Below are 21,271 nucleotides of genomic sequence, written 5' to 3' on the forward strand. Positions count from 1 at the left end.
AAAAAAAATTATTATGCATGCGAACGCATTTGGGACAAAGGGTTTTAGCATGCTATTATAATCGCTTTAATTTAGACGGAGTTGTCGATGACATTCGAAAAAATTCATGTACCTACAGATGGCCAAGCCATTACTATTGCCGCCGATCAATCATTACAGGTACCAAATTTTCCGATTATTCCTTTTATTGAAGGGGATGGCATCGGTGTGGATGTGACTCCTCCAATGCGGGAAGTCGTTGATGCAGCTGTCAAGAAAGCTTATGGCGAAAAAAAGAAAATTGCCTGGATGGAAATCTATGCTGGAGAAAAAGCCAGCAAAGTTTACGGTGCTGACCAATGGTTACCTAAAGAAACCCTCGACATATTAAGAAAATATGTGGTTGCCATCAAAGGCCCTTTAACAACTCCAGTTGGTGGCGGTATTCGCTCACTTAATGTAGCCATTCGCCAACAGCTTGATCTATATTGTTGTTTACGTCCGATCCGCTATTTTGAAGGTACTCCAAGTCCACTGAAAGAGCCATGGAAAACAAATATGGTGATTTTTCGGGAAAACTCTGAAGATATTTATGCTGGTATAGAATGGCAGGCAAACACGCCGGAAGCAAAAAAAGTTATTGATTTTTTACAAAAAGAAATGGGTGTGACAAAGATTCGTTTTCCTGAGAATTGCGGTATAGGAATCAAACCCGTGTCTAAACAAGGTACTTCCCGCTTAGTAAAAGCAGCGATTCAATATGCTATAGATAACCAACGTGATTCAGTAACCTTTGTACATAAAGGGAACATAATGAAATTTACTGAAGGCGCGTTTAAAGAGTGGGGTTATCAAGTCGCTCGGGATGAATTTGGTGCGAAGGACTTTGAAGGTGGTCCTTGGATGCAAATAAAAAATCCGAACACTGGAAAGCCTATCATTATTAAGGATATGATTGCAGATGCTTTTTTGCAGCAGATTTTGCTCAGACCGGAAGATTATAGTGTGATCGCGACACTCAATTTGAATGGTGATTATATTTCTGATGCCTTAGCTGCACAGGTTGGCGGGATAGGTATTGCACCAGGTGCTAACATTGGCGATAAAGTAGCAGTTTTTGAGGCGACTCATGGAACTGCGCCAAAGTATGCTGGACAGAATAAAGTAAACCCTGGTTCAATCATTTTATCTGCTGAAATGATGCTACGGTATATTGGATGGCCAGAAGCGGCAGACCTTATTATTAAGGGAATGGAAGCAGCCATCAAAGCGAAAACCGTGACTTATGATTTTGAGCGTTTAATGGACGGAGCTACTTGCTTAAGTTCTTCCGAATTTGGCAAAGCAATTATTAAGCACATGTAAAAGGATTAAAAATAACATCTTGAGTTGTGCCGCAGATTGCTAAGTGTTTCTTTAAGAACAGAATCTGCGGCCAAAGGCTACCATCTTAGTAAATAAACCAAATTGGTTTTGCTCGAAATGGTTGTCATAAAGACCCCTCAAAAAAAGTTGTGAAAATAAGCCCCCCCTAGAAGGGGCGTTTTGTGTTTAACTGTCGTATTGAAAAAGGATTTTTAATTTAAGGACTAAAAAGCTGAGGTCTTTTTTTTGCCATGCAATAAGATCAATTTGGATGTGATCTAATCAAGATGTTGTTGATTATCACAAGGTTTAATTTTTTCATTAATTAAATCATCTTTTTACTGGCCAAATGCTCACTGTCAGTCTATAAAATTAATAAAGGGTGTATGTTATGAGTGGGTGGTCATTAGAGGAGATAGTTGAGCGTAAAACAGCAGAGTCAGAAGCTCTGCCGGCGCTCAAGAAGCCTAAAAAATATAAGGTTATATTGCTTAATGATGATTACACCCCTATGGAGTTCGTGGTAGATGTACTAAAGCGGTACTTTCATTTTAATGAGGAATTAGCAACACAAGTGATGTTACAGGTTCACATTTTAGGAAAAGGCATATGTGGAGTGTTTACTAGGGATATTGCAGAAACAAAGGTAGCCTTAGTTAATGATCACGCGAGATCTAATGAACACCCACTGCTATGTACTATGGAACCCGAATAATTTGGTGTTTGTGGCTGGAGAGAGGAGCGACAAAATGTTAAACAAAGAACTTGAATTCACCTTAAATCTAGCCTTTAAGGAAGCGAAAGAGAAGCGTCATGAATTCATGACTGTTGAGCATTTGCTATTATCTTTGCTAGATAACCCTGCAGCTGGAAATGTACTCCAGGCTTGTGATGCTAATATTGATTCATTACGTCGTGATTTACTTGAATTTATTGATGAAACTACTCCAAGAATTCCTGAGGATGAGTTGGATCGTGAAACTCAACCCACACTTGGTTTTCAGCGGGTATTACAACGCGCTGTATTTCATGTTCAGTCAGCTGGAAAGACTGAGGTAACAGGCGCTAACGTCTTAGCTGCGATTTTCAGTGAACAGGAAAGTCAAGCTGTTTATTTCCTCCGCCGAGAGAATATTACTCGCCTGGATGTGATTAATTATATTTCTCATGGCGTTTCCAAATATCATAATAACGAACTGAACGAAAATATGAACTCGTCTATGGATGAGGATTCTATGAGTGGTGAAGGCAACGAGTCTCCACTTGAAAGCTATTGCATGAATCTTAACAAACGCGCCAAACTCGGAAAGATTGATCCACTGATTGGTCGTCATGAAGAAATCCAACGAACCATTCAGGTTCTCTGTCGCCGCCGTAAAAATAATCCTTTGCTCGTGGGTGAAGCAGGGGTTGGCAAAACAGCAATTGCTGAAGGATTGGCAAGACGCATCGTCGATGGGGAGGTGCCTGAAGCCATTAGCTCTTGCGTCGTCTACTCACTGGATTTGGGTGCTTTGCTCGCAGGAACAAAATACCGTGGCGATTTTGAAAAACGTTTAAAAGCTGTTTTAAAACAATTAGGTCAGCAAGATGGCGCTGTATTGTTTATTGATGAAATACATACCATCATCGGTGCAGGTGCCGCTTCGGGTGGTGTTATGGATGCGTCCAATTTGATAAAACCTTTACTTGCAAATGGTGAGTTAAAATGCATTGGATCAACCACTTATCAGGAATATCGGGGTATTTTTGAAAAAGATAGAGCGCTGGCTCGACGTTTCCAAAAAATTGATATTAAAGAGCCAAGTATTGATGAAACATTTGAAATACTCAAAGGTTTAAAAGGACGATTAGAGGAGCACCATGGTGTAAAATTCTCTATACCAGCCTTGAAAGCCGCTGCGGAATTGGCTGCGAAGTATATCAATGACCGTTTCTTACCTGATAAAGCAATTGATGTGGTTGATGAGGCCGGAGCTTATCAAAATCTACTCACAGCGACTAAACGTAAAAAGATAATCTCTGTGACTGAGATAGAAAGCGTTGTGGCTAAAATTGCACGAATTCCGGTTAAAAAAGTATCTGCTCGCGATAAAGATACTTTACGTAATCTAGAACGCGATTTGAAATTGCTAGTTTATGGACAAGATATTGCAATAACAGCTCTTGCTTCCGCAATTAAACTTGCTCGTTCTGGATTGCGAGATGCTCTAAAACCAGTAGGTTGTTTCTTATTTGCTGGCCCAACTGGTGTCGGTAAAACAGAGGTCACTAAGCAATTAGCGAATGTATTAGGCATTGAGTTGTTGCGCTTTGATATGTCTGAGTACATGGAAAAACATACTGTTTCACGACTCATTGGAGCTCCTCCCGGCTACGTTGGTTATGATCAAGGTGGATTGCTGACAGAGGCTGTCACTAAAAATCCGCATGCCGTATTGCTTCTTGATGAAATCGAAAAAGCTCATCCCGATGTCTTTAATTTGCTTTTGCAAATTATGGATCATGGTACTTTGACTGATACCAATGGACGACAGGCTGATTTTCGCCATGTAATTATGGTAATGACTAGTAATGCGGGTGCGAGTGAAATCACAAGAAATTCAATTGGTTTCAGCTTACAGGATAATAGTAACGATGGTTTAGAGGCCATTAAGCGGCAGTTCAGTCCTGAATTTAGAAACCGCTTGGATGCGATTATTAACTTTGCACCGCTTGATAGCATAACAATTGGTCTGGTAGTTGATAAATTTATTATGGAGCTGGATGAACAGCTTAGTAATAAGGGTGTCACTTTCAAAGTGGATAAAGCCGCTCGCGATTGGCTCATTGAACATGGTTATGATAAGGCTATGGGTGCTCGTCCAATGGCAAGATTGATCCAAGAAAATGTGAAGAAACCTTTAGCTGATGAATTGCTCTTTGGTAAATTATCGAACGGTGGTCATGTTACGTTAAAAGTAAAAGACGGCAAATTGCATTTCGATAGCCATGATCATAGAGAAGGTGTTTGCTAAGTTCTCTTTTTGACCCAGAGTTATAACCCCCGCGACATCGACGCCGCGGGGGTTAGGCCCCGCTAATTGAATAATCATTGATTTCCCGCGACCTCGGCCACGGGTCCATTTTCTTTTAAAATCACAGCAAAAAATGCATATCCTAGACTCACAGTTTCATTTATGCGTGTATCTGGTTAGAATAGGACAATTTATTTAGCTGGCTATCCAATGCTTAGTGTTATCATCATTGCTAAAAATGAAGAAGCAAATATCAGGCGTTGCCTTGCTTCAGTTCAATGGGCTGATGAGATCATCGTTCTTGATTCAGGAAGTAGTGACAATACCATTGCTATCGCGAAAGAGTACACCAATAAAGTGTATTCTACGGATTGGCAAGGTTATGGTATTCAAAAGCAGCGAGCTTTGTCACTGGCAACAGAGAACTGGGTATTAAACTTAGATGCCGATGAAACTGTCGATGACCAGCTCAAAGCTGCAATTGTTAAGGCGATAACAAGCGACGACGCTGATGCTTATCGAATTCCCATATGCATGAATTTTTATGGATTTCCTTTACGCTTCTCTTCAAGCCCTAAAAGACATGTGCGACTTTTTAAACGAGCAGGGGCGCGCTATAGTTCAGATATAGTGCACGAGAAAATAGTTTTACCTCACGGGGTAAGAATTAGCAGAATAAAAAAAGCAATCATGCATCATTCCTTTCAAGATGTCAGTCATGCCATTTATAAGATCAATCGTTACTCATCTTACAGTGCCAAAATTAAAATTGAAAAAAACAAAAAACCTAGTTTTGCAAAGACTCTTCTTGGAACCTGTTGGATGTTTTTTCGTTGCTATTTTTTACAGCGTGGATTTTTAGATGGAAAAGCGGGATTCCTATTGGCTGTTTTTAATGCCCAAGGGACTTTTTATCGAGGAATTAAGCAGTTGTATCGTGATTCCCAATTGAATAAAATACCTGCAACTAACGAGGATAATTAAAGAATGGATGCACTTGCCGGCGTATCAACTAAATTTTCGATGCAGAAATGGGTGCCTTTACTATTAGCAGTCACGCTTTTCGTCTTGCCCCTTAGTTCCTCTGCTAAAAGCATCTGCTTGAGTTTATCGGTAGTGGTGATTTTATTAATTCCTTCTTTCCGTGCTGAAATCTCTAATTTACTTACTAAAGACTGGTGTAGAGCGGCTATTATTCTCACTTGTCTTGCGCTTATCGCTTGTCTATGGAGCCCTGCTAGTTTTTCAGAAAAAATGCTTATTCTTGAAAAATATAGTAAATTTCTTTATCTACCTGTTCTGGTTGCTGGATTTCGCAGCGAGAAAACAAGAAACCTTGGTCTCCATGCGTTTTTATTAGCAATGCTGCTTACCTCTGGCATTGCCGTATTAAGATATCGAGGTTTTCTACCTACTTTTAATATCAATCCAGATCATATATTTCGCAATCATATTATGGTGGGTTATATGTTGGATTTTGCTGCTTATTTATCGGCATTATTTGCTTATCGGCAGCGAGGTATGCAGCGCATAGCTTACAGTTTGTTATTCCTTTTGTTCAGTTATCATGTTCTTTTTATTAATGGTGGACGGATGGGATATATTGCTTATTTTCTACTGATGTCTCTTTTAATTTTACAAATCTGCTCTTGGCGATTAGCAATTGCTGGATTCCTAATGATTTGTACCACTTTTTTCATGATTTACAATCAAAGCCAATATATGAAAGATCGTCTTAGTTTGGCGGTGACAGAAGTTAAGCATTATCAACAAAACGACAAAGATACGCCCGTAGGTTATCGGTTACAATTTTATCAATTCGCTTATCAACTTTTTTATAAGCATCCGCTGATAGGGAATGGAACTGGCAGTTTCACTTATTACTTCCGTACCCTGAATCCGGTGCCTTCATGGCTAAACCGGCTGTTAGAACCCCATAATCAATACTTTTTCGTGGCCACAGAGTTTGGTTTTGTTGGCGTTATTATCTTATTCGCTTTCTTTTTTAGTTTAATTAAAGCGAGTTGGCGTTTAGATAAAATGCGCCCAATTGCTTTTGCAATGCTACTTTGCTTTCTTTTGGGAAATTTGACTGACTCACTGTTGTTATATTCCGGTTCGGGTTATTTCTTTATCTTATTTATGGCGCTTTGCCTGGGAGAGCAGATAGAAAAAAGCGCCGAAATGGTAGCTCTATTAGATGAGAAAAAAAATGGACTTAAAACCCATCATCAATCTTTAGATAACTCATCTAGCTCAGCTAAATAAATTTCCATATTTTGGAGCACTTGCTGAGTTTAAAAGAAATCTGATTCGAGAAAGAAGTCATGCAGATATAAAGTGGCGAAGATCGGCTGAATCTTTAATATTATCTGCTTCACTTAAAAAAACGATTAAAGGAAACGAATAAACCTTCAAGAACAGATTATGTTCATGAAATTTATCTACTCATTAGACAAAAATTTAAAAGTTGCAGAAGCTTATCTAGTAGAAAATATTTACTTTGATGAAGTTAGCAATCGCATAATAAAAACTAACCTTAATAGTTTACAGCTTTGGCTGGTGATGCTGAAAAAACATTTCATTCACTTTGAATATCTGCAACCCATTTCAGAATCTTTCTGGCTGATTCAATGGGAGTTATATTGGTAACATCTAAGGTGAGTTCGTGAGACATCTCAGAGAAAAAAACTTTCTCCGCATTATAACGATTTTTAATTAATTCAATATCTTGCGTCTTTAAATATGATTTTCGATCCGGCTGTTGAAGCCGACTCAATAATTCATCCAAATCACATATTAATCTAACAGGAATTAATTTCGCTTCACGTTTTTTTGCTAAAATACAAACCTTTTCAAAAAATTCTCGGTGATATGGATTATTAGCTAACATTTCAAAAGTAATAATAAAATTACTAGTTTTAGAACAAACATTAGCAATAGTATTGAATATAACGTCTCGAGCCTGATTAAGCGCTGCCCAGCCCTTTTCATCTATCTCGTACCATACGGACGCATCAGTACCAAATAATTTTAATACTGGATCTATCCACCCATGATGGTGGGCTAATTTGAATGTATTGTCTTGATGTGTAATTGCTTCGCCAATCGTTTTTTTACCTGTCCCTGCTATGCCCATCAGCAGGATAATATTATTTTTTAACATATCACTCTCTTAAAATAGTACATTCAACAGATAGATGAACTAAATTTATAGTTATTGTGAGTACCAATCTATTCCATTTATGAAATTGATTGGTTATTAATATTCCACTCATTGACTTTAAAATTCGCCTTGTCCTTTTAACAATGTGTGTTACTAAACAACTTTTTTCAGACATTATTCATTTAAGCTTACTACTTTATTTAGAGCACTTACTAAAAACAGGAAAAACATTGAAGAATATAATTAATGTATGGATATGTTCTTAATTGGGTTTTAGATTGAAAAGGTGCTGTATAAAAATCTACTCCTCAAAAATTAAAGCCATCGATAAATGGTTCTCGTATTTCCCTTCGATACATACGGCGTTTCTATGAAGACCTTCTACTACAAAACCAACTTTTTCATAAAGAGCGATAGCAGATTTATTATTTTCACGAACTGTCAATTCTATACGAGTTAATCCTTTTCTTTTCGCTTCTTCTAGAGCGCCTTTAATTAAAGCTTTTCCTATGCCTTTTCCACGATAAGGAGCTAATACCCCCATGCCCAAACTGCCAGTATGGACAAAAACAGGGCGATCGAGTGGACTAATATCACACCATCCAACAATCTTATGGTCATGTATTGCAACCAACTGTGGCCAATTATCACTAATTTGTTGTAAAACAAACTCCCTGGTGCTCTGGATAGGAGGACCTTCCAAAAAAGCAAGGTAGTTACGTTCGCGAGCAACACTATCTATTGCAGACCAAAAATCTTGAATATGCTTTTCTAGAATGGGAACAATTTCAAATTTCATAGTTAATTCTTTAAAAATTTTTCATCTCATTTACTTTATCAAAATTTATCATCATAAGCCTTAATGAATATTGTTTTTATTTATCTGAATCATCATTTTCTAACGATTCAGAGAAAACCGGAAACCATACAAGGCAACTTCAATTAAGCGCACCATGGCAACCATTCGCCACGCAGGTCGATGGCTTCACCAACAACGCCAATTATTAGGAGGTGATCCATTAGCGCAAGTGAAAGATTTACAAACCGATGCGCCTGATTGGAATGGCTTAACTTCACGCCAACTAAGGAGAATGAAATCTGCATGTGAACAACGTATTAAAAGTGGTACTCGCAAAAATCAAAATCCATTAATAGAGACAGCACTGCTTTATTAGTTACTCGGTACAGGACTTCGTGAATCTGAAGTGTTTCACTTTATATAAATTAGTATCGCTAACAAGGGTTATGTGAGGTACTATGTCATAAGTCAAAACGTATTAGTCAAAAAATTACTTTGCCACAAGAGTTAAACAGTTGCATATCTAAAAGGGAAGTAAGATGAGATTTGCGTGTAATATAGATAAAACAGATAGGATAAACCGGACAATAATTGGTTCAGCACTCTGTATTGCGGCTCTGATTGGAATGGGAAAGTATTTTTATGTCGCATTAGGACTAGCATTGATTATAGAGGGCATTGTTGGATGGTGCTCTATCCCTTATTTGTTAAGTAAAGAAAAGGTCAAACAGATATTTGCTAGCAAATATCAGCTTTATTTGCCTACAGAAGAACAACTCGAAAATGAAATTAGGCGTGAAGTATTAATTATAAAGCAAAAGAGGACTGAGCAGTGCTAGGTTAAAATTTGATGAAATGAAAATTTAGCGTTAAGTCTGGTTAATTTAATAATCAGAGCGTAGCGTATGTTATTGTTTTTATTATATTCTTATAAACCATCATTCGCAGAATATCGTGAGTAGAGCCGAATGTGTTCGCGAGTCCTAATAGGTACTCGACAAATCCTCTAGCTTGCCGACTTAAAAGGTAGGGGCCTGAGTGATGGCGGTTGATCCTTTTCCGGCACTACGATTATATCTGCGAACTTGATTGCATTTCCCTTTTCCATTTTCTCGAAATAGGATGGGCTTTCGTCCTGCATAGAGTTAATCACAGGTAACCTCTTGCTTGAGAAGAGCTCAAACCTTGGGACTAACCAGCGTGCTGTAGTTTTTTTCATAGTGACAGCTTGCAATCGCGTGAGATCGCTTGTTAAAAATCGCTCATAGGAGAATGTTTGAGGATAATTGCAGGTAGCCCAAAGCGAAAAAGGTTTAGCATAACGATCAGTCGCTTGGGCTTTTATAAATAAATCATCACCTTCTCCAAGGTGGACTCGAAGTTCTCCATAGGGTTTGAGAGCCTGATGATAAAGCTTCAGTAAATCTAATTTACTTTCAGAATAAGGATAGGCACCCCAGACATCCAGGATCAAATCAAAAGCATTGCTAGTTTCAACTGCTTTCGACAGAACATCCTGAGCACTACCCCGATAATATTTGAATCGTTTGGAGTGTCTGCTCATTACTTTTTCTATGTTATTAAAATAATGCAATGAGATCCCCGTAATTTGGTCAATATAATTATTCAATTCCTTATCTGCTAAGAGTTCATTAATGACAGAACCAGAACCACATCCTGAATCGAGGATAGTAATTTTTCGATTTCTTTCTTTTGCCAATTCGATAATAAATTCTTTCAAGGTTTTTTTTAACCCTAATAAACAGGCATAATCTTTAGATTCTCTGTAAATATTCGTTAAATTGGTTTCATCTTCAGCGAAAAAGGAAGCGTATCGATGGCTTGAACGGGGTGTAACCCTTGTATAGGGTTTTTGAGGAACAGTAGTCTTTTTTTTGGTTCTTGGCATGGGCTTATACGAGCATTGAATTGTATTAATCAATATTTTAACAAATAATACCATTTTTAATCAATGAAATTAATATTTACCTCTTACCATTAAGAGTACTGGAAATTTTTTCTAAATGGGGTTACTTCCATCAAAAAACTCCTTATTGGTGCTAAAGGTGGGATCACTAAACACTTTTTTGGATTAAAGGAATAGATAAATGAAGGAAAAATTATTAATAGCGCTAATGTCAGTTTATATTCTCTTTTAAAGCAATGGCAGATGTTCAACCTACTATAACTACTGAAGAAATTGACAAAAGAAACAGAGCAATGCTTGCTAAAGCTGGTATTGAACTACTGGACTCTATTGAAGTAAATAGGGTATCTGCAAGTAAATACATTGAAAGCAATAGTATTAAACAAAATGCAAACGATGCTCATATGGCAAATAAGATGAAAAAGTATTTAGCCATGAATAATGAGCAACAAAAAAATGGTTATGTTAAAGATAATGAGCCACGAGCAAAAGAGTTAATCGGATTAAAACACGTTGCTATATATCATAAGGAAAAATATAAAGGAGTTCTTTCTTCTGAAAGTACCTGGCTGCCGATGTAAATGTCAAAAGCCCCTAGATATCTTTTTTGTTATTTGATATTTTACCAAAGTGCGTAATAAATAGTGCACTTTGTCTTACAAAAACACGAAGATCAAATATTTATAATTAACTCGAGGATTAGCCATGACAGCAAAAATTATAAGTGCAGCTCTATTGTTTTCATTATCTCAAATTAGCTTTTCTGCTCCAGAAAAACCAAATAATTGTCCAACAGTAGCCGCATTACAGGGAGTAGGTATTAATTTTATGCATAAAGATGGAGATATTTGGTATGGCAGTGTCGCCTCAGTTAATTTTGATACAAACGAAACATGGTCTCTTGTAATTGGCGAATTTAAAGCAAAACACGAAAAAGATGCGCAAGCTAAAGCTAACGAAGCTCTATCTTCTTTAACATTAACACAAGGACCACTACCTTTTAATATGAATGGAAAAGATAGCTGGGTATGTCTTTATAAAGATCAATCTGGACACTTGGCAAGTGCTGTAACACCTTCTATGGATGTTGCTTCTTTAGCTAAACAGATAAGATTTTAGGATCCGTTTGGGGAGAGATCTTCATCACCTTGTCAATATGATCCATGACTTAACTGCAAGAAGCATTGGATTAAAAGTGCTCACAGGTCATAGTGCAGCGATTGATACACAACTGCTGCTGGAAAGTTGGTCTTTGCTAATTTTGCAGCGCTTTCACAGTTTGAACGAGAAATGATTAAGGAACGTATACTTGCTGGAATGGCGTCTGCCAGGGCGCGAGGACGTAAGGGCGGTCGTATAATATGACACAAGCGAAACTCAGACTTGCAAAGGCTTCATTAGGACAACTAGAGACTAAAATGGGCCCTCTATGCGAAGAGCTTTAATGAATAAACGCCTAAACGATTCAGAAAAATCACTGCTGACACAGTTGAGAAATTAAGGGTTGAATTTAAATTGAAATTAAAAGTAAGCATTATTGGCCTTTTCGTCAGAATCCCGGCCGACCCTCATTCTTTTCAAAACCACCGCGGAAATGTCTTTTGGTCTGATTATCTATATTAAAAGAACTACAGATCAATCGTATTCGAAGTATTCAAAGATACACAGCTCATTTATCATAAACAAAAGGTTCGTTTTTAGTGAATCATGACGATGATATTTATTTTAGAGTAGAGTGATTATTGATGGTAGATGAGCAAATTAAAGACATTCTTAATGAATTAACAAAAGATATTAATCAATTGCTTGGTTTCCATGGTGATATTCCAAGAATTAATTATGGTCCCTGCGGTGTGTTTGCAAAATTATTTTATGATGCATGGAATCATCGCTTTCCAATAAAGGTTCACATCTGCTTTGTAATGATGCCTGAGCGTGAAGAATGCGACCATGTTGTCATCAGACTACCAAATGGCAATTTATACGATGGCGGTGCCGGTGTACATTCTGACAATTTCTATGCAGCACACTTCATTATTGATGATATGTACCAATATGATCAGGATACTTTGGAAAAATGGTCTTATGGTCTTGACCGTACTTATCCGCGATTTTGTCCAAATTTTGATAAAAGCAGGGTTCAAAATATCATTGACCACCACCTTAATCGTTTAGTGAAGACTATAAATCAAACAATGTGAGAAATTCAAGTCGATAAAAACAAAGAATTTGGGCAATTTTCAGATAGTTACATTCTTGCTTAATTTTTTAATCCATTCTTCACGGGCTTTCCAAATTAAATCAAACTTTATATTTTGTTGTTTTCCCCAATCCCTAATAAATGCTTGATGTTTTTCTATTTTAAATTGGCCAATCTGATGCGGATTGATAGTAAGTTCTTGCTCTAAATCTATATTAAACGAAAAATCAGTGCTTTCAGGAAAGGTAATGTCGACCGAGTGAATTTCGTATTTTAAGAAACAATGTGCTTCTGGTATTTTGTTAATCTTATGACTATCTAAAATAGGAGCAATTTTAGGCATGTTCTCTCTAGTTAAGAAAAAAATACCAAGCACTAATTTTAAGGGAATAAATTGTTCTTGAGCCAAGTCTGCAATTAATGCATGCTTTACACTGCAAGTCCCTCGTTTTTCTTCCAATACTTGAAAATAATTTTCTCTATCTGTAGTTCGTTCGTAAGGTAAGGCGTGTATATAGTTAACAGCATCCCACAAGGTTAAAATATTGTGCTTTAAAAATAAATGACTTACCTGTCCCTTAGATTCGATTTTTTTATTAGGCAACCCAATTTCTTCTAAATAATCTGATAACTGCATTTATAAATCCAAATTATTGTCAGTTTAAAGTATATCCGATAGTGTTTAGTTGGGACCACCTCATCAGGCTTGGACATAGTAACTATTGAGATCAGGTCAATATCATAAAGATATCGATTTCATTTTGTTTAATTTTTGGGATTTCTGGCATCGTACTTTCTGCTTTGTTCTTCAAGATTGTCTATATCGTTATCGCAAATATACTTTTTCAAGCAATTAAATTTTTCTTTATCCCAGGAATAAACATCTAAGTTGAGAATCCTTTGTATCACGCTGTCCTCAAACCGTTTTTTAACTAGTCTTGCAGGACTGCCCGCAATAATACTGTAAGGTTCAACATCTTTTGTCACGATGCTATTTGAAGCGATGATTGCTCCTTCCCCAATCGTAATACCAGGCATAATTATTGAGCGCATACCGAGCCAAACTCCGTCTTTAATGTTAGTATCACCTTTCCCTTGATAGGCATTGACATAATTATCTTCAAAAGGATATAAGCAAAACCAATCCACTCGATGATTATGATTTCCTCCTAACATAATAATCACTTCGGCTGCTATACAAACATAATCACCTATATAGAGCTGATCAATTTCCCATTGTGGCTGCCAGTTTTTTAAACTGAATTCATCTCCATAGAGATATCTCACAACAGTCTCTTCAAAATTTCCTGACCAGGCATTGCTGTAGTAGCTATGTGTGCCTTTTATATGGATATTGGGATTCTTTACATGTTCATGAAGGTACTCTACTCGAGACCAATGTTTTTCTATTACGTTTATCATAGTTATCATTTTTTTAAATCAGTATTATGTTCTCAAATAATATTGAAAATACAGGTCATTTTAGGGTATTTCCGCATATCTGGCTCAAACTAATAGTATGGACTCCACCACTTTGACCAGGCTTCGTTATGAGCCAGAATGAAAATGTTAAATTCATTCAATAAAAGTGAGGGATCCATAATGAAGGATATTAAAGTATAGGGAGTTGATTTGGCAACGGATGTTTTTCAATTACACGGAACAGATGCTAAGGCAACACCTAGAATTAAAAATCAGCTTGAAGTTCAATGCTAATAGCTTTATGCCCTGCGAACTCGCTACCATTATCGGAAGTTAAGTCAATTGCAAACTTTCATCCGACATATTATTCATTTTGTTTAATTGAAAATTAATTTCTCTTAGGGTCTCAACTGATTCTATTTTGCGGCTGATAAGCTCATAAAATTGACTAAGTTCCTCAGGAGGAGCTTGCCTTTTATCGACCTCTTCGGAGAAGAATTTAAGAGGAGGCGAAGGGTGGTTTAATTTATTAAGTTCGCTAATGAAGGTTTGTAAGTCTATTTGATAGTTTAAAAATTCAGTGATAAGACCTTGATAGGCAACAGACCCTTCCTCAGAATAATTTTTTAAGAATAAATAACTTGCATAGTACATCCTTTGTTCTAATATGCGTCTTTCCAAATTGTTGACTGCTTTCTCTCTTCTTGAGCCTGTACCAGAACGTTGATGATATGAATACCAGTCGCTGATTGCTTCATCAACCTTATTAAGTATAGCTATGGTCAACTCTGGCTGTTGATAGTCAGCAAACTTTGAAAATTGTTCAACGGCTTCAGTAAGTGCAAGAAGCTGGGGTGAAGGCCTATCCCAAATAACTGCTTTTTCCCTTCCCCAAATATTGATTTGTTCAATGATATTTGATTGCAACATATAAGGTACATAAAATTTAGGGGCAAGTTCCTTTAAAAAATGCTGAGTTACCTGTCTTGAGTCGATTTTATTTAAAACACAAAAATCCAATAATTTGGCTTCTAATTGCGTACATTTAATTGGAGTATACTCTTTTTCGTCACTTCCTTTCTGTGGACGATAATAAGAGAGAAGGCTGTGATTATTAACAATACCCGTCGTTTTAAAAAAGGAAATTGCCTGGGAAGTTTGTGCATCGTCAGGGGCATAGTGGCCGCTCGCCCCGTCAATCATCAGAACATTTCCCTGGCTCACTCTTGTTTGACCAGCCATAAAAAGAGGCATGCCTGAATAGTTATCACTATAGGAAGGATGAAGAATAGCCTCAGGGTCAAAAAGTGTAGATATTCGTTGAGGCGCTAAGCTGCGTCCGATAAAAATACCCCCATTGACATGAACAGTGTAAATCCCTGTTTGAGGATAATTTTCAGGTTTTTGTACAAGGGTATCATAGGCCTTAATTGAGAGATTTGCAGTATCAAGATAATTAAAAGACAAGCGTCTATTATCACCGCTATGTGCTACTTCGAGTTTTAGTAATTTGGATTTATGCGGTATTGCCCGAAAAGCTTCAAGCTCCTCTACATCATAACTCTTTTCTTCCACATTGGAGCGAAGTGCTAAATAGTCGATGTCTGAATTTGTATTTCTACCACCATATTTTAATAAATTAGAACTTTTTTTTAGTTGCTTATGAAATTGACTAATCTCATTTAGCATTACATCCTGAGCTTCTTTTACAAGACTAAGCATATCGTTACTGACATCAATCGGGTTTGGGCGTGCCCAAGGCATAAAATAGGGATCGTAGCGACGAATCTTTTCTCGTGCAGTTATTTTTTTCCTGATGGAGTCTAGCTTATCATCATCAATGATATGACCTATGATTGCTAATACTGAAGAAGCTAATTCGCTATAGTGTGTCCCGCCTGGCTGTTGTTTTTCGCAATGATTAAAGAGGTCGATTAGACTATCAAAGCGCTCATAAATTGTTTTAGAATCATAAATGGCACTTAATAAGCTCTCAACTTCTCCATCAGGATAACCTTTTGTATTTTTACGCCAGTCATTTACTGATAACAAAACTGGAAAAGCCATTATCAGTCCATAAACTATTAAGATAGTCTAATTATAGACAATTAATGGCTAATTTGACCCAAAAAATATCTTTATGGATTATTTTGATTCAAGTTAAAATTTTATATTTATTGTCCCTATAAATAGACGAGGAAATTGATGAGTAACTAAATGATCCTATGATTCGCTAGTTTTCGGACCAGATTATTTCACCTTAGTTTATAATGGTTGGCACTAATCATTTGCTTATTGGCATCCACTTTCGTGAATACGGCCTAGCGTGTACGTTGGAGCTATTTTCCGATATTATTTTAGTTCACCAATAAATTTGCAAGTGTGTGTAATGGTCATTATGAAAAATATAAATCTTTGAACAGGTTTATATTGTTTGCATTTCGCTTTTGCCCCAGATCTGTAATTTACCCCGCTGTTGAGCTTTAGTGCTCAGCATCCTGTACCCACCATTAGAACTGTTGGGGCGAGTTGCTCTTGAAGCAAGTTATAGGTTTTATTCGGCATGACATCAACCCAGTTAGTCAGTAAATTAGGTTTTGTCTTTCCTTCTGACCATACTAGAACTCTGAAATGTTTTGCACTTTCGGGAATACTTAACTCATTCATACCTAGCTGTAAAAGAACTTGTAAGGAGCTAGGATTCAGTTTTAAGCCATACATTAAGGCCTTGTTGCTCTTCTGAATATCTTTAGCACTATTTGCCCATTGAATAGCAATTTTTGCAGCCTTATTTTTATTAGGAAAGTTTGTCTGGTTGTTAACAACAATATTCTGCGCGAATACTAGTGAGGTTATTAGTAAAGAGAGAAAAGAGAGTATGAGTTTTTTCATCTTATCACCTAAATGTTATGTAATTGTAATTCCCTCTTGAGGTTTGCAAGGAGCTTTTGCAGTGACCTTTGGGATCTCTAAAGGAAATTTTCCTGCAGAACTTAGTGTCGAAGTTTTGCCTAACCCCTTGAATTGTTCTTTAGGAAGATGCACTGTTACGTTTTTAATAACGTTGACTGCCTCAGCAATCTCAAAACTGCCAACCATACTTAAGAATTGATAACTCTCCTGCGGTGAGAGCCCTTGGGTACGCACTAAAAAGTCAATCGCATTTTTAGAAGCCTGTTGCATCGCCTCCAGAAGATCTTCATTTAAGCCAACAATTATCCATTCAGACGCATTTTCGATGATTGGCCAGGTAAACAAATTACCACCGTTGCGTTTCGTTTTATCGAAAACACCCTCGGCTTTGAGGTCTTTTCTTACAATGAATTGTAGAGTTATGCCCTGATAGGAGGTCTCCAAAGCCGTTACGTCAATTTCGCCATTACTTTGCATTGCATGTGAATCTCCAGTCCAAACCAAGGCTCCTTTTTGAAATACAGGTAGATAAAGAATGGAACCTACTTGTAAACTTGGTTCATCTAAATTGCCCCCAAAGGGCCCTGGAGGCACAGAATTAAATTGCCCTGCTACTGGCTGTCCCATATGCTTTTGCAAATTGACTGGCCAACCATCAGGCCAATCAAGTGGAGGAGCAACGGCTATTATCCCTGGGAAAGGTTTCAACTGTAAGCACATACCTTTAGTGAATTCTGTATTATTGTTTTTTAGATCATATTTAAAGTATTTAACTCTTGGTTTGGTAAATTCCGATAAAATACCTTGGGATGGGCTTAAGAAATTATATCCAAAGTCATTCAGTTTAATATCAAGAATCCGAATCTCTAATACATCTCCCGGTTCAGCCCCTTCGACAAAAACAGGCCCTGTGAGAGTATGCATTCCACGCCTATTCTGAATATCATATTTGACATAGAATTTTGCTAGATCGTCAGGTGTTGTTTTATTAAATACCATTGCATGAAGACAACTATTCCATGTTTCCAATGAGACCGAATCGCCTGAGCGCACTTTTACGACCGGTGTTTTATCAAGTGTAAAAAGACCTAAGGTTGTTGTTTCGGATGTTGCTGGAACACGATAGGTTTCTGCCAAAAGAGAAGATACCTGGATAGCTGTTGCGAGAAAAACGAGAGTTTGTAATTTTTTTAGCATTCTAGTCCCATTAAAATGGCTAATCAGACATAATTATATGTATGGAGGCAAAAAGCAAGACAGCTAACCTAATTACTTTAATAAGCAAGTCTTAAAATTGAATGGAATTGCAATACGAAGAAATATGAGGCTTACTAAGAGGGCTATTCAGAATCTATTAAAAGAAAAATTATGTACCTTTTGCGCATCACTACACTGATACTTTCCTTCTTTTGTGTTTTTAATCTCTATGCTGATTCTTCCACGCCGGCGAAGTCAGAAATTCCCCCAGCCTCAACTAACGACTCAAAGCAGAAACCAAAAAGCATCAGTTCAAACCCTGCGGCTGTCAACGTGACTACTGGCTCGGGACTCCTACAGCATTTAATAGAAAAAAAGTTAGGTATACATGACAATCATGGCATTGAAGTACAAGGGGCGTGGATCGGAGATACGAATGGTCTATTTGCAGGAGGTCTTCCCAATGCAAAAAAGTCGACTTCAAATAGTGTTGGTCTTATTGATTTAACCATTGAAATGGAACGATTCAACGGTTGGAAAGGAGGGTTGTTCAGTGCTCAATTTCTTCAACAGAATGCACAAAACACTAATGGACCAGCTGGTTTGATCCAAGGGTATAATTCTTTGCCTGATGTTCCACCCTATAATCGGTCTGAACTCTATGCACTTTGGTATAGACAAGCACTTTTTGAGGATCGATTCTTTATTCGTATCGGTAAAACAATTACAACCTTAGACTTTAATAACGTGATTAAACCTGTCGCACTTAGTCAGGGTGCCCCTAACATTCCGGCTGTCACTAGTTTAATTTACACCCCTGTATTTATTAACCCTGCAGTGGATGGAGTCATGCCCGGTTATACAAACTCTGCCTATGGCATCACAGCGACTTACACTCCTATAAAGCAATGGTATCTTTCTTATGGAGTTTATGACGGTAATTTAGCAAGCGGAAAACAAACCGGGTTAAGAGGGCCACATTTCAATGGTAATTATTTTCACGTGGGAGAAACAGGTAAGGCCTGGCTACTGGGAAAAAATAAAATGCCAGGCACAAGTAGTATCGGATTATGGCATCAGACTGGGCTTATTCGGCAGAATAATTTAAGCGAGTTGGATGCTACAGGGGCTTATTTATTTGGTTCTCAACGCTTATGGTATCGGCATCCAGGTTATGACATCAGTGGCCTTTCAGCCTTTTATCAGTATGGGATTAATAACTCTAGCGTATTACCCATGAAACAATCAGTTGGGGCAGGATTAACTGCATTTGGTTTAGTACCAAATCGTGAATCAGATTCCATTGGCGCAGGTTTCTCTCTAGCTTGGTTAAATCAACGAGTCACGGATCGTAAAACAGAATTGATGTTTCAATTATATTACCAAGCTAGCCTATTGACGAACATCTTTCTCGAGCCAGCTCTGTCTTATATTCCTACTCCTGGTCAAAACAAAAACTTAAGTTCCGTCACAGCCGGAACGCTACGAGCAATAGTATTATTCTAACGACAGAAGCGACCCTCCCAGTATACTACATTGATGTAGCAACAGAATTTGAATCTAATCAACAGGATTGCCCCAGGATCATTAGCCCCTTAACTTATTAATAATGTGTACCCGCGCGATAGAGTTATTTCCATTCTCCTTTTATCTTGATGTAGGTTTCATCCCAGCGCCAAAGTCAAGAATAATGTTTCTTATGCCATTCAAGTCGTTTTTTAAGCTCAGGTGCATAAACCTGAACCCAGTGATAAACAGTAGTGTGATCAAGCTCAGACCGCCTTCCCTCAGCATTTCTTCCAAATCTCTTAGCGGATGTTGTATTTACAATACCACCGTAAACATTGCATGATCACTTCACCGTGAAAATGACGCCATTTAAGTGCAATAGGTTTTGTTGATCGCATTTTGATATTCCATTATGGGATGCAAGCCTAATTTTGTAGGTATAAAAAAAAATCATTTACATCAAGGAGATAGTCATAATGATCATCGAAGTACAGGTTGTTCTAGGAGGAATTCTTCTTGGAGTTGCCGCCGCAATAATGCTCTTGGTTCGAGGTAAAATTCTTGGTTGTAGTGGCATATTATTTCGTGTATGGGATTTTGCAACGTATCGACCTAATATCGAAAATATTTTATTTATTCTGGGACTATTTTTAAGTGGAGTAATCTTTAATTTTGTTCAGGTTGTTCCTAATCCCATAACTATTTTTAAAACGAGTTATTGGCTACTGTTTCTGGGAGGTATATTGGTTGGTGGAGGCACCTATCTTGGCAATGGCTGTACCAGTGGACACGGACTTTGTGGAGTATCTCTCTTACGCAAACGCTCTATAACTGCTGTTAGTATCTTCTTTCCTGTTGCAATAATAACGGCTTGGTTAATACACTAAGGAGTTAAAATATGAAATCTTTAATCTCATTAATGGCTGGTTTGGTATTCGGTTTAGGTTTAATTTTAACAGGAATGTATAGCCCAGATATTATTATATCAGGTCTAAGAATTGGTGCTGAAACATTCAAAGTAAATTTATATATCACTTTCTTTACGGCTTTATTGGTTACTTTTCTTTTATTTCAGTTGCGTAAATGGTTGGCCAAACCCTTACTCAATAAGGGCTATGAATTACCTACCAAAGAAAGAATTGACTGGCAACTTATTCTTGGTGCGGCTGCTTTTGGTGTGGGCTGGGGAATTACTGGAATTTGTCCTGGACCCAATATTGTAGGACTTGGAATTTTTTCTTGGCCGTTTTATTGGATAAATTTTGCAGGCATTATTATTGGTTTTCTAATCACACGATCTCTTATTTTAAAACGGTAACCTTGAGAAATATCTGTTTTCTTTCAGGATTTTTGTTTTTCTATATTCTCTGGAAAGAATATGAGATAAATGCCCATAACCTATTTTGTTAAATATGGGCGATTTAAGATGGATAATATCCCCCAAGAGGTATTAATGTACGATCGACTATATCATTGGTTTTCTACTCTATCACAATATAGTAAAGCTCTTTACGCTTCGTTCTATTCTTCTGTTTTATATGCTGATGTGGTGAAGCGTTGGCATGGATTGGGGATGGGGCACCTTTTATTTCTTATTATTTTAGGAGTCATTCCTTTATCTGGGCGGGTAATCGTAGCATTTAATCATTTTTTTAATGAGGAGATTCTATTCCCCATCCAAGCGCTTCCTTTACTGACCATACAAAATGGTGAGGTCACATACAAACAACCGATGCCTTATTTAATAAAAAACAACAAGAAAGAAGTGGTTTCAATA

General features: G+C 37.4%; 23 protein-coding genes. 15 read left to right on the forward strand and 8 right to left on the reverse strand.

All coding sequences use genetic code 11. The annotated features are described in order from the left end of the window. The first annotated feature begins 87 nt into the window (after nt 1-87). From icd to Ldro_RS13125, 5 genes are all read left to right on the forward strand, one after another. Nucleotides 88-1,344, forward strand: coding sequence for an NADP-dependent isocitrate dehydrogenase (gene icd, locus Ldro_RS13105; protein ID WP_058496875.1), 1,257 nt, complete (start codon nt 88-90; stop codon nt 1,342-1,344). A gap of 391 nt (nt 1,345-1,735) precedes the next feature. Beyond that, the gene (clpS, locus tag Ldro_RS13110; protein WP_058496876.1) at nt 1,736-2,059 is read left to right on the forward strand and encodes an ATP-dependent Clp protease adapter ClpS; all 324 of its coding nucleotides are present in this window, start codon (nt 1,736-1,738) and stop codon (nt 2,057-2,059) included. Between the two features lie 34 nt (nt 2,060-2,093). Then, on the forward strand, nt 2,094-4,361 hold the full coding sequence (clpA, locus tag Ldro_RS13115; protein ID WP_058496877.1) for an ATP-dependent Clp protease ATP-binding subunit ClpA: 2,268 nt from the start codon (nt 2,094-2,096) through the stop codon (nt 4,359-4,361). A gap of 210 nt (nt 4,362-4,571) precedes the next feature. Next, nucleotides 4,572-5,345, forward strand: coding sequence for a glycosyltransferase family 2 protein (locus Ldro_RS13120; protein ID WP_058496878.1), 774 nt, complete (start codon nt 4,572-4,574; stop codon nt 5,343-5,345). A 3-nt stretch (nt 5,346-5,348) separates the two neighbouring features. Continuing rightward, nucleotides 5,349-6,629 (forward strand): O-antigen ligase family protein, encoded by a 1,281-nt coding sequence (locus Ldro_RS13125; protein WP_058496879.1) that lies wholly within the window; start codon nt 5,349-5,351, stop codon nt 6,627-6,629. A 313-nt stretch (nt 6,630-6,942) separates the two neighbouring features. Here the strand turns inward: Ldro_RS13125 and Ldro_RS13130 are convergent, their stop codons facing one another. Then, nucleotides 6,943-7,527, reverse strand: a complete 585-nt coding sequence (locus tag Ldro_RS13130; protein WP_058496880.1) for a nucleoside/nucleotide kinase family protein — start codon at nt 7,525-7,527, stop codon at nt 6,943-6,945. A 301-nt stretch (nt 7,528-7,828) separates the two neighbouring features. Beyond that, nucleotides 7,829-8,326: a GNAT family N-acetyltransferase gene (locus tag Ldro_RS13135; protein WP_058496881.1), complete on the reverse strand. Its 498-nt coding sequence runs from the start codon at nt 8,324-8,326 to the stop codon at nt 7,829-7,831. A 154-nt stretch (nt 8,327-8,480) separates the two neighbouring features. Between Ldro_RS13135 and Ldro_RS16815 the strand changes: the two genes are divergently transcribed. Beyond that, entirely contained in the window at nt 8,481-8,702 is a 222-nt protein-coding gene (locus tag Ldro_RS16815) for a hypothetical protein (RefSeq protein ID WP_058496882.1), read from the forward strand. A gap of 163 nt (nt 8,703-8,865) precedes the next feature. Then, on the forward strand, nt 8,866-9,165 hold the full coding sequence (locus Ldro_RS13145) for a YgaP family membrane protein (protein ID WP_058496883.1): 300 nt from the start codon (nt 8,866-8,868) through the stop codon (nt 9,163-9,165). A gap of 167 nt (nt 9,166-9,332) precedes the next feature. Here the strand turns inward: Ldro_RS13145 and Ldro_RS13150 are convergent, their stop codons facing one another. Next, nucleotides 9,333-10,235 carry a hypothetical protein gene (locus tag Ldro_RS13150; protein ID WP_131764353.1) on the reverse strand — a complete coding sequence of 301 codons (903 nt, stop codon included), beginning with the start codon at nt 10,233-10,235 and terminating at the stop codon, nt 9,333-9,335. 254 nt (nt 10,236-10,489) lie between these two features. On the opposite strand from Ldro_RS13150, the gene Ldro_RS13155 reads away from it, so the two are divergent. The 4 genes from Ldro_RS13155 (at nt 10,490) to Ldro_RS13165 (ending at nt 12,454) form a co-directional block, all read left to right on the forward strand. After that, nucleotides 10,490-10,834, forward strand: a complete 345-nt coding sequence (locus tag Ldro_RS13155; protein WP_058496885.1) for a hypothetical protein — start codon at nt 10,490-10,492, stop codon at nt 10,832-10,834. A gap of 124 nt (nt 10,835-10,958) precedes the next feature. Beyond that, nucleotides 10,959-11,372, forward strand: coding sequence for a DUF4949 domain-containing protein (locus Ldro_RS13160; protein WP_058496886.1), 414 nt, complete (start codon nt 10,959-10,961; stop codon nt 11,370-11,372). A gap of 126 nt (nt 11,373-11,498) precedes the next feature. Next, nucleotides 11,499-11,618, forward strand: a complete 120-nt coding sequence (locus tag Ldro_RS17095) for a recombinase family protein (RefSeq protein ID WP_476630048.1) — start codon at nt 11,499-11,501, stop codon at nt 11,616-11,618. A gap of 380 nt (nt 11,619-11,998) precedes the next feature. Then, on the forward strand, nt 11,999-12,454 hold the full coding sequence (locus Ldro_RS13165) for a hypothetical protein (RefSeq protein WP_058496887.1): 456 nt from the start codon (nt 11,999-12,001) through the stop codon (nt 12,452-12,454). A gap of 39 nt (nt 12,455-12,493) precedes the next feature. On the opposite strand, the gene Ldro_RS13170 is transcribed toward Ldro_RS13165, so the two are convergent. The 5 genes from Ldro_RS13170 to Ldro_RS13190 form a co-directional block, all read right to left on the reverse strand. Continuing rightward, complete coding sequence (locus Ldro_RS13170) at nt 12,494-13,090, reverse strand: hypothetical protein (protein ID WP_058496888.1); 597 nt, start codon at nt 13,088-13,090, stop codon at nt 12,494-12,496. 128 nt (nt 13,091-13,218) lie between these two features. Further along, complete coding sequence (locus Ldro_RS13175; RefSeq protein WP_058496889.1) at nt 13,219-13,875, reverse strand: CatB-related O-acetyltransferase; 657 nt, start codon at nt 13,873-13,875, stop codon at nt 13,219-13,221. A 333-nt stretch (nt 13,876-14,208) separates the two neighbouring features. Continuing rightward, nucleotides 14,209-15,942 carry a hypothetical protein gene (locus tag Ldro_RS13180; protein ID WP_058496890.1) on the reverse strand — a complete coding sequence of 578 codons (1,734 nt, stop codon included), beginning with the start codon at nt 15,940-15,942 and terminating at the stop codon, nt 14,209-14,211. Nucleotides 15,943-16,365: 423 nt separating this feature from the next. Beyond that, complete coding sequence (locus tag Ldro_RS13185; RefSeq protein WP_058496891.1) at nt 16,366-16,767, reverse strand: hypothetical protein; 402 nt, start codon at nt 16,765-16,767, stop codon at nt 16,366-16,368. Between the two features lie 15 nt (nt 16,768-16,782). After that, entirely contained in the window at nt 16,783-17,985 is a 1,203-nt protein-coding gene (locus Ldro_RS13190) for an acetamidase/formamidase family protein (protein WP_058496892.1), read from the reverse strand. Between the two features lie 171 nt (nt 17,986-18,156). On the opposite strand from Ldro_RS13190, the gene Ldro_RS13195 reads away from it, so the two are divergent. From Ldro_RS13195 to Ldro_RS13210, 4 genes are all read left to right on the forward strand, one after another. Beyond that, entirely contained in the window at nt 18,157-19,491 is a 1,335-nt protein-coding gene (locus Ldro_RS13195; RefSeq protein WP_083497969.1) for a carbohydrate porin, read from the forward strand. 479 nt (nt 19,492-19,970) lie between these two features. Further along, a complete protein-coding gene (locus Ldro_RS13200) occupies nt 19,971-20,381 on the forward strand; it encodes a YeeE/YedE family protein (protein ID WP_058496893.1) in 411 nt (136 codons plus the stop codon). An 11-nt stretch (nt 20,382-20,392) separates the two neighbouring features. Next, nucleotides 20,393-20,812 carry a DUF6691 family protein gene (locus Ldro_RS13205; protein ID WP_058496894.1) on the forward strand — a complete coding sequence of 140 codons (420 nt, stop codon included), beginning with the start codon at nt 20,393-20,395 and terminating at the stop codon, nt 20,810-20,812. Between the two features lie 135 nt (nt 20,813-20,947). Beyond that, a partial coding sequence (locus tag Ldro_RS13210; protein WP_238584019.1) for a DUF1189 family protein occupies nt 20,948-21,271 on the forward strand: 324 nt, incomplete at its 3' end.

The sequence above is a fragment of the Legionella drozanskii LLAP-1 genome, assembly GCF_001467585.1.
In the GTDB taxonomy this organism is placed as follows: Bacteria; Pseudomonadota; Gammaproteobacteria; order Legionellales; family Legionellaceae; genus Tatlockia; species Tatlockia drozanskii.

Bases quoted from the DNA above. Each gene is read 5' to 3' on its own strand.
- Ldro_RS13175 (WP_058496889.1), bottom strand. From the start codon at position 13,875: ATGATAAACGTAATAGAAAAACATTGGTCTCGAGTAGAGTACCTTCAT.
- Ldro_RS13120 (WP_058496878.1), top strand. From the start codon at position 4,572: ATGCTTAGTGTTATCATCATTGCTAAAAATGAAGAAGCAAATATCAGG.
- Ldro_RS13160 (WP_058496886.1), top strand. From the start codon at position 10,959: ATGACAGCAAAAATTATAAGTGCAGCTCTATTGTTTTCATTATCTCAA.
- Ldro_RS13130 (WP_058496880.1), bottom strand. From the start codon at position 7,527: ATGTTAAAAAATAATATTATCCTGCTGATGGGCATAGCAGGGACAGGT.
- Ldro_RS13155 (WP_058496885.1), top strand. From the start codon at position 10,490: ATGGCAGATGTTCAACCTACTATAACTACTGAAGAAATTGACAAAAGA.
- clpA (WP_058496877.1), top strand. From the start codon at position 2,094: ATGTTAAACAAAGAACTTGAATTCACCTTAAATCTAGCCTTTAAGGAA.
- Ldro_RS13195 (WP_083497969.1), top strand. From the start codon at position 18,157: ATGTACCTTTTGCGCATCACTACACTGATACTTTCCTTCTTTTGTGTT.
- Ldro_RS13180 (WP_058496890.1), bottom strand. From the start codon at position 15,942: ATGGCTTTTCCAGTTTTGTTATCAGTAAATGACTGGCGTAAAAATACA.
- Ldro_RS16815 (WP_058496882.1), top strand. From the start codon at position 8,481: ATGGCAACCATTCGCCACGCAGGTCGATGGCTTCACCAACAACGCCAA.
- Ldro_RS13135 (WP_058496881.1), bottom strand. From the start codon at position 8,326: ATGAAATTTGAAATTGTTCCCATTCTAGAAAAGCATATTCAAGATTTT.
- Ldro_RS13190 (WP_058496892.1), bottom strand. From the start codon at position 17,985: ATGCTAAAAAAATTACAAACTCTCGTTTTTCTCGCAACAGCTATCCAG.
- clpS (WP_058496876.1), top strand. From the start codon at position 1,736: ATGAGTGGGTGGTCATTAGAGGAGATAGTTGAGCGTAAAACAGCAGAG.
- Ldro_RS13205 (WP_058496894.1), top strand. From the start codon at position 20,393: ATGAAATCTTTAATCTCATTAATGGCTGGTTTGGTATTCGGTTTAGGT.
- Ldro_RS13165 (WP_058496887.1), top strand. From the start codon at position 11,999: ATGGTAGATGAGCAAATTAAAGACATTCTTAATGAATTAACAAAAGAT.
- Ldro_RS13125 (WP_058496879.1), top strand. From the start codon at position 5,349: ATGGATGCACTTGCCGGCGTATCAACTAAATTTTCGATGCAGAAATGG.
- Ldro_RS13185 (WP_058496891.1), bottom strand. From the start codon at position 16,767: ATGAAAAAACTCATACTCTCTTTTCTCTCTTTACTAATAACCTCACTA.
- Ldro_RS13145 (WP_058496883.1), top strand. From the start codon at position 8,866: ATGAGATTTGCGTGTAATATAGATAAAACAGATAGGATAAACCGGACA.
- Ldro_RS13150 (WP_131764353.1), bottom strand. From the start codon at position 10,235: ATGCCAAGAACCAAAAAAAAGACTACTGTTCCTCAAAAACCCTATACA.
- Ldro_RS13200 (WP_058496893.1), top strand. From the start codon at position 19,971: ATGATCATCGAAGTACAGGTTGTTCTAGGAGGAATTCTTCTTGGAGTT.
- Ldro_RS13170 (WP_058496888.1), bottom strand. From the start codon at position 13,090: ATGCAGTTATCAGATTATTTAGAAGAAATTGGGTTGCCTAATAAAAAA.
- icd (WP_058496875.1), top strand. From the start codon at position 88: ATGACATTCGAAAAAATTCATGTACCTACAGATGGCCAAGCCATTACT.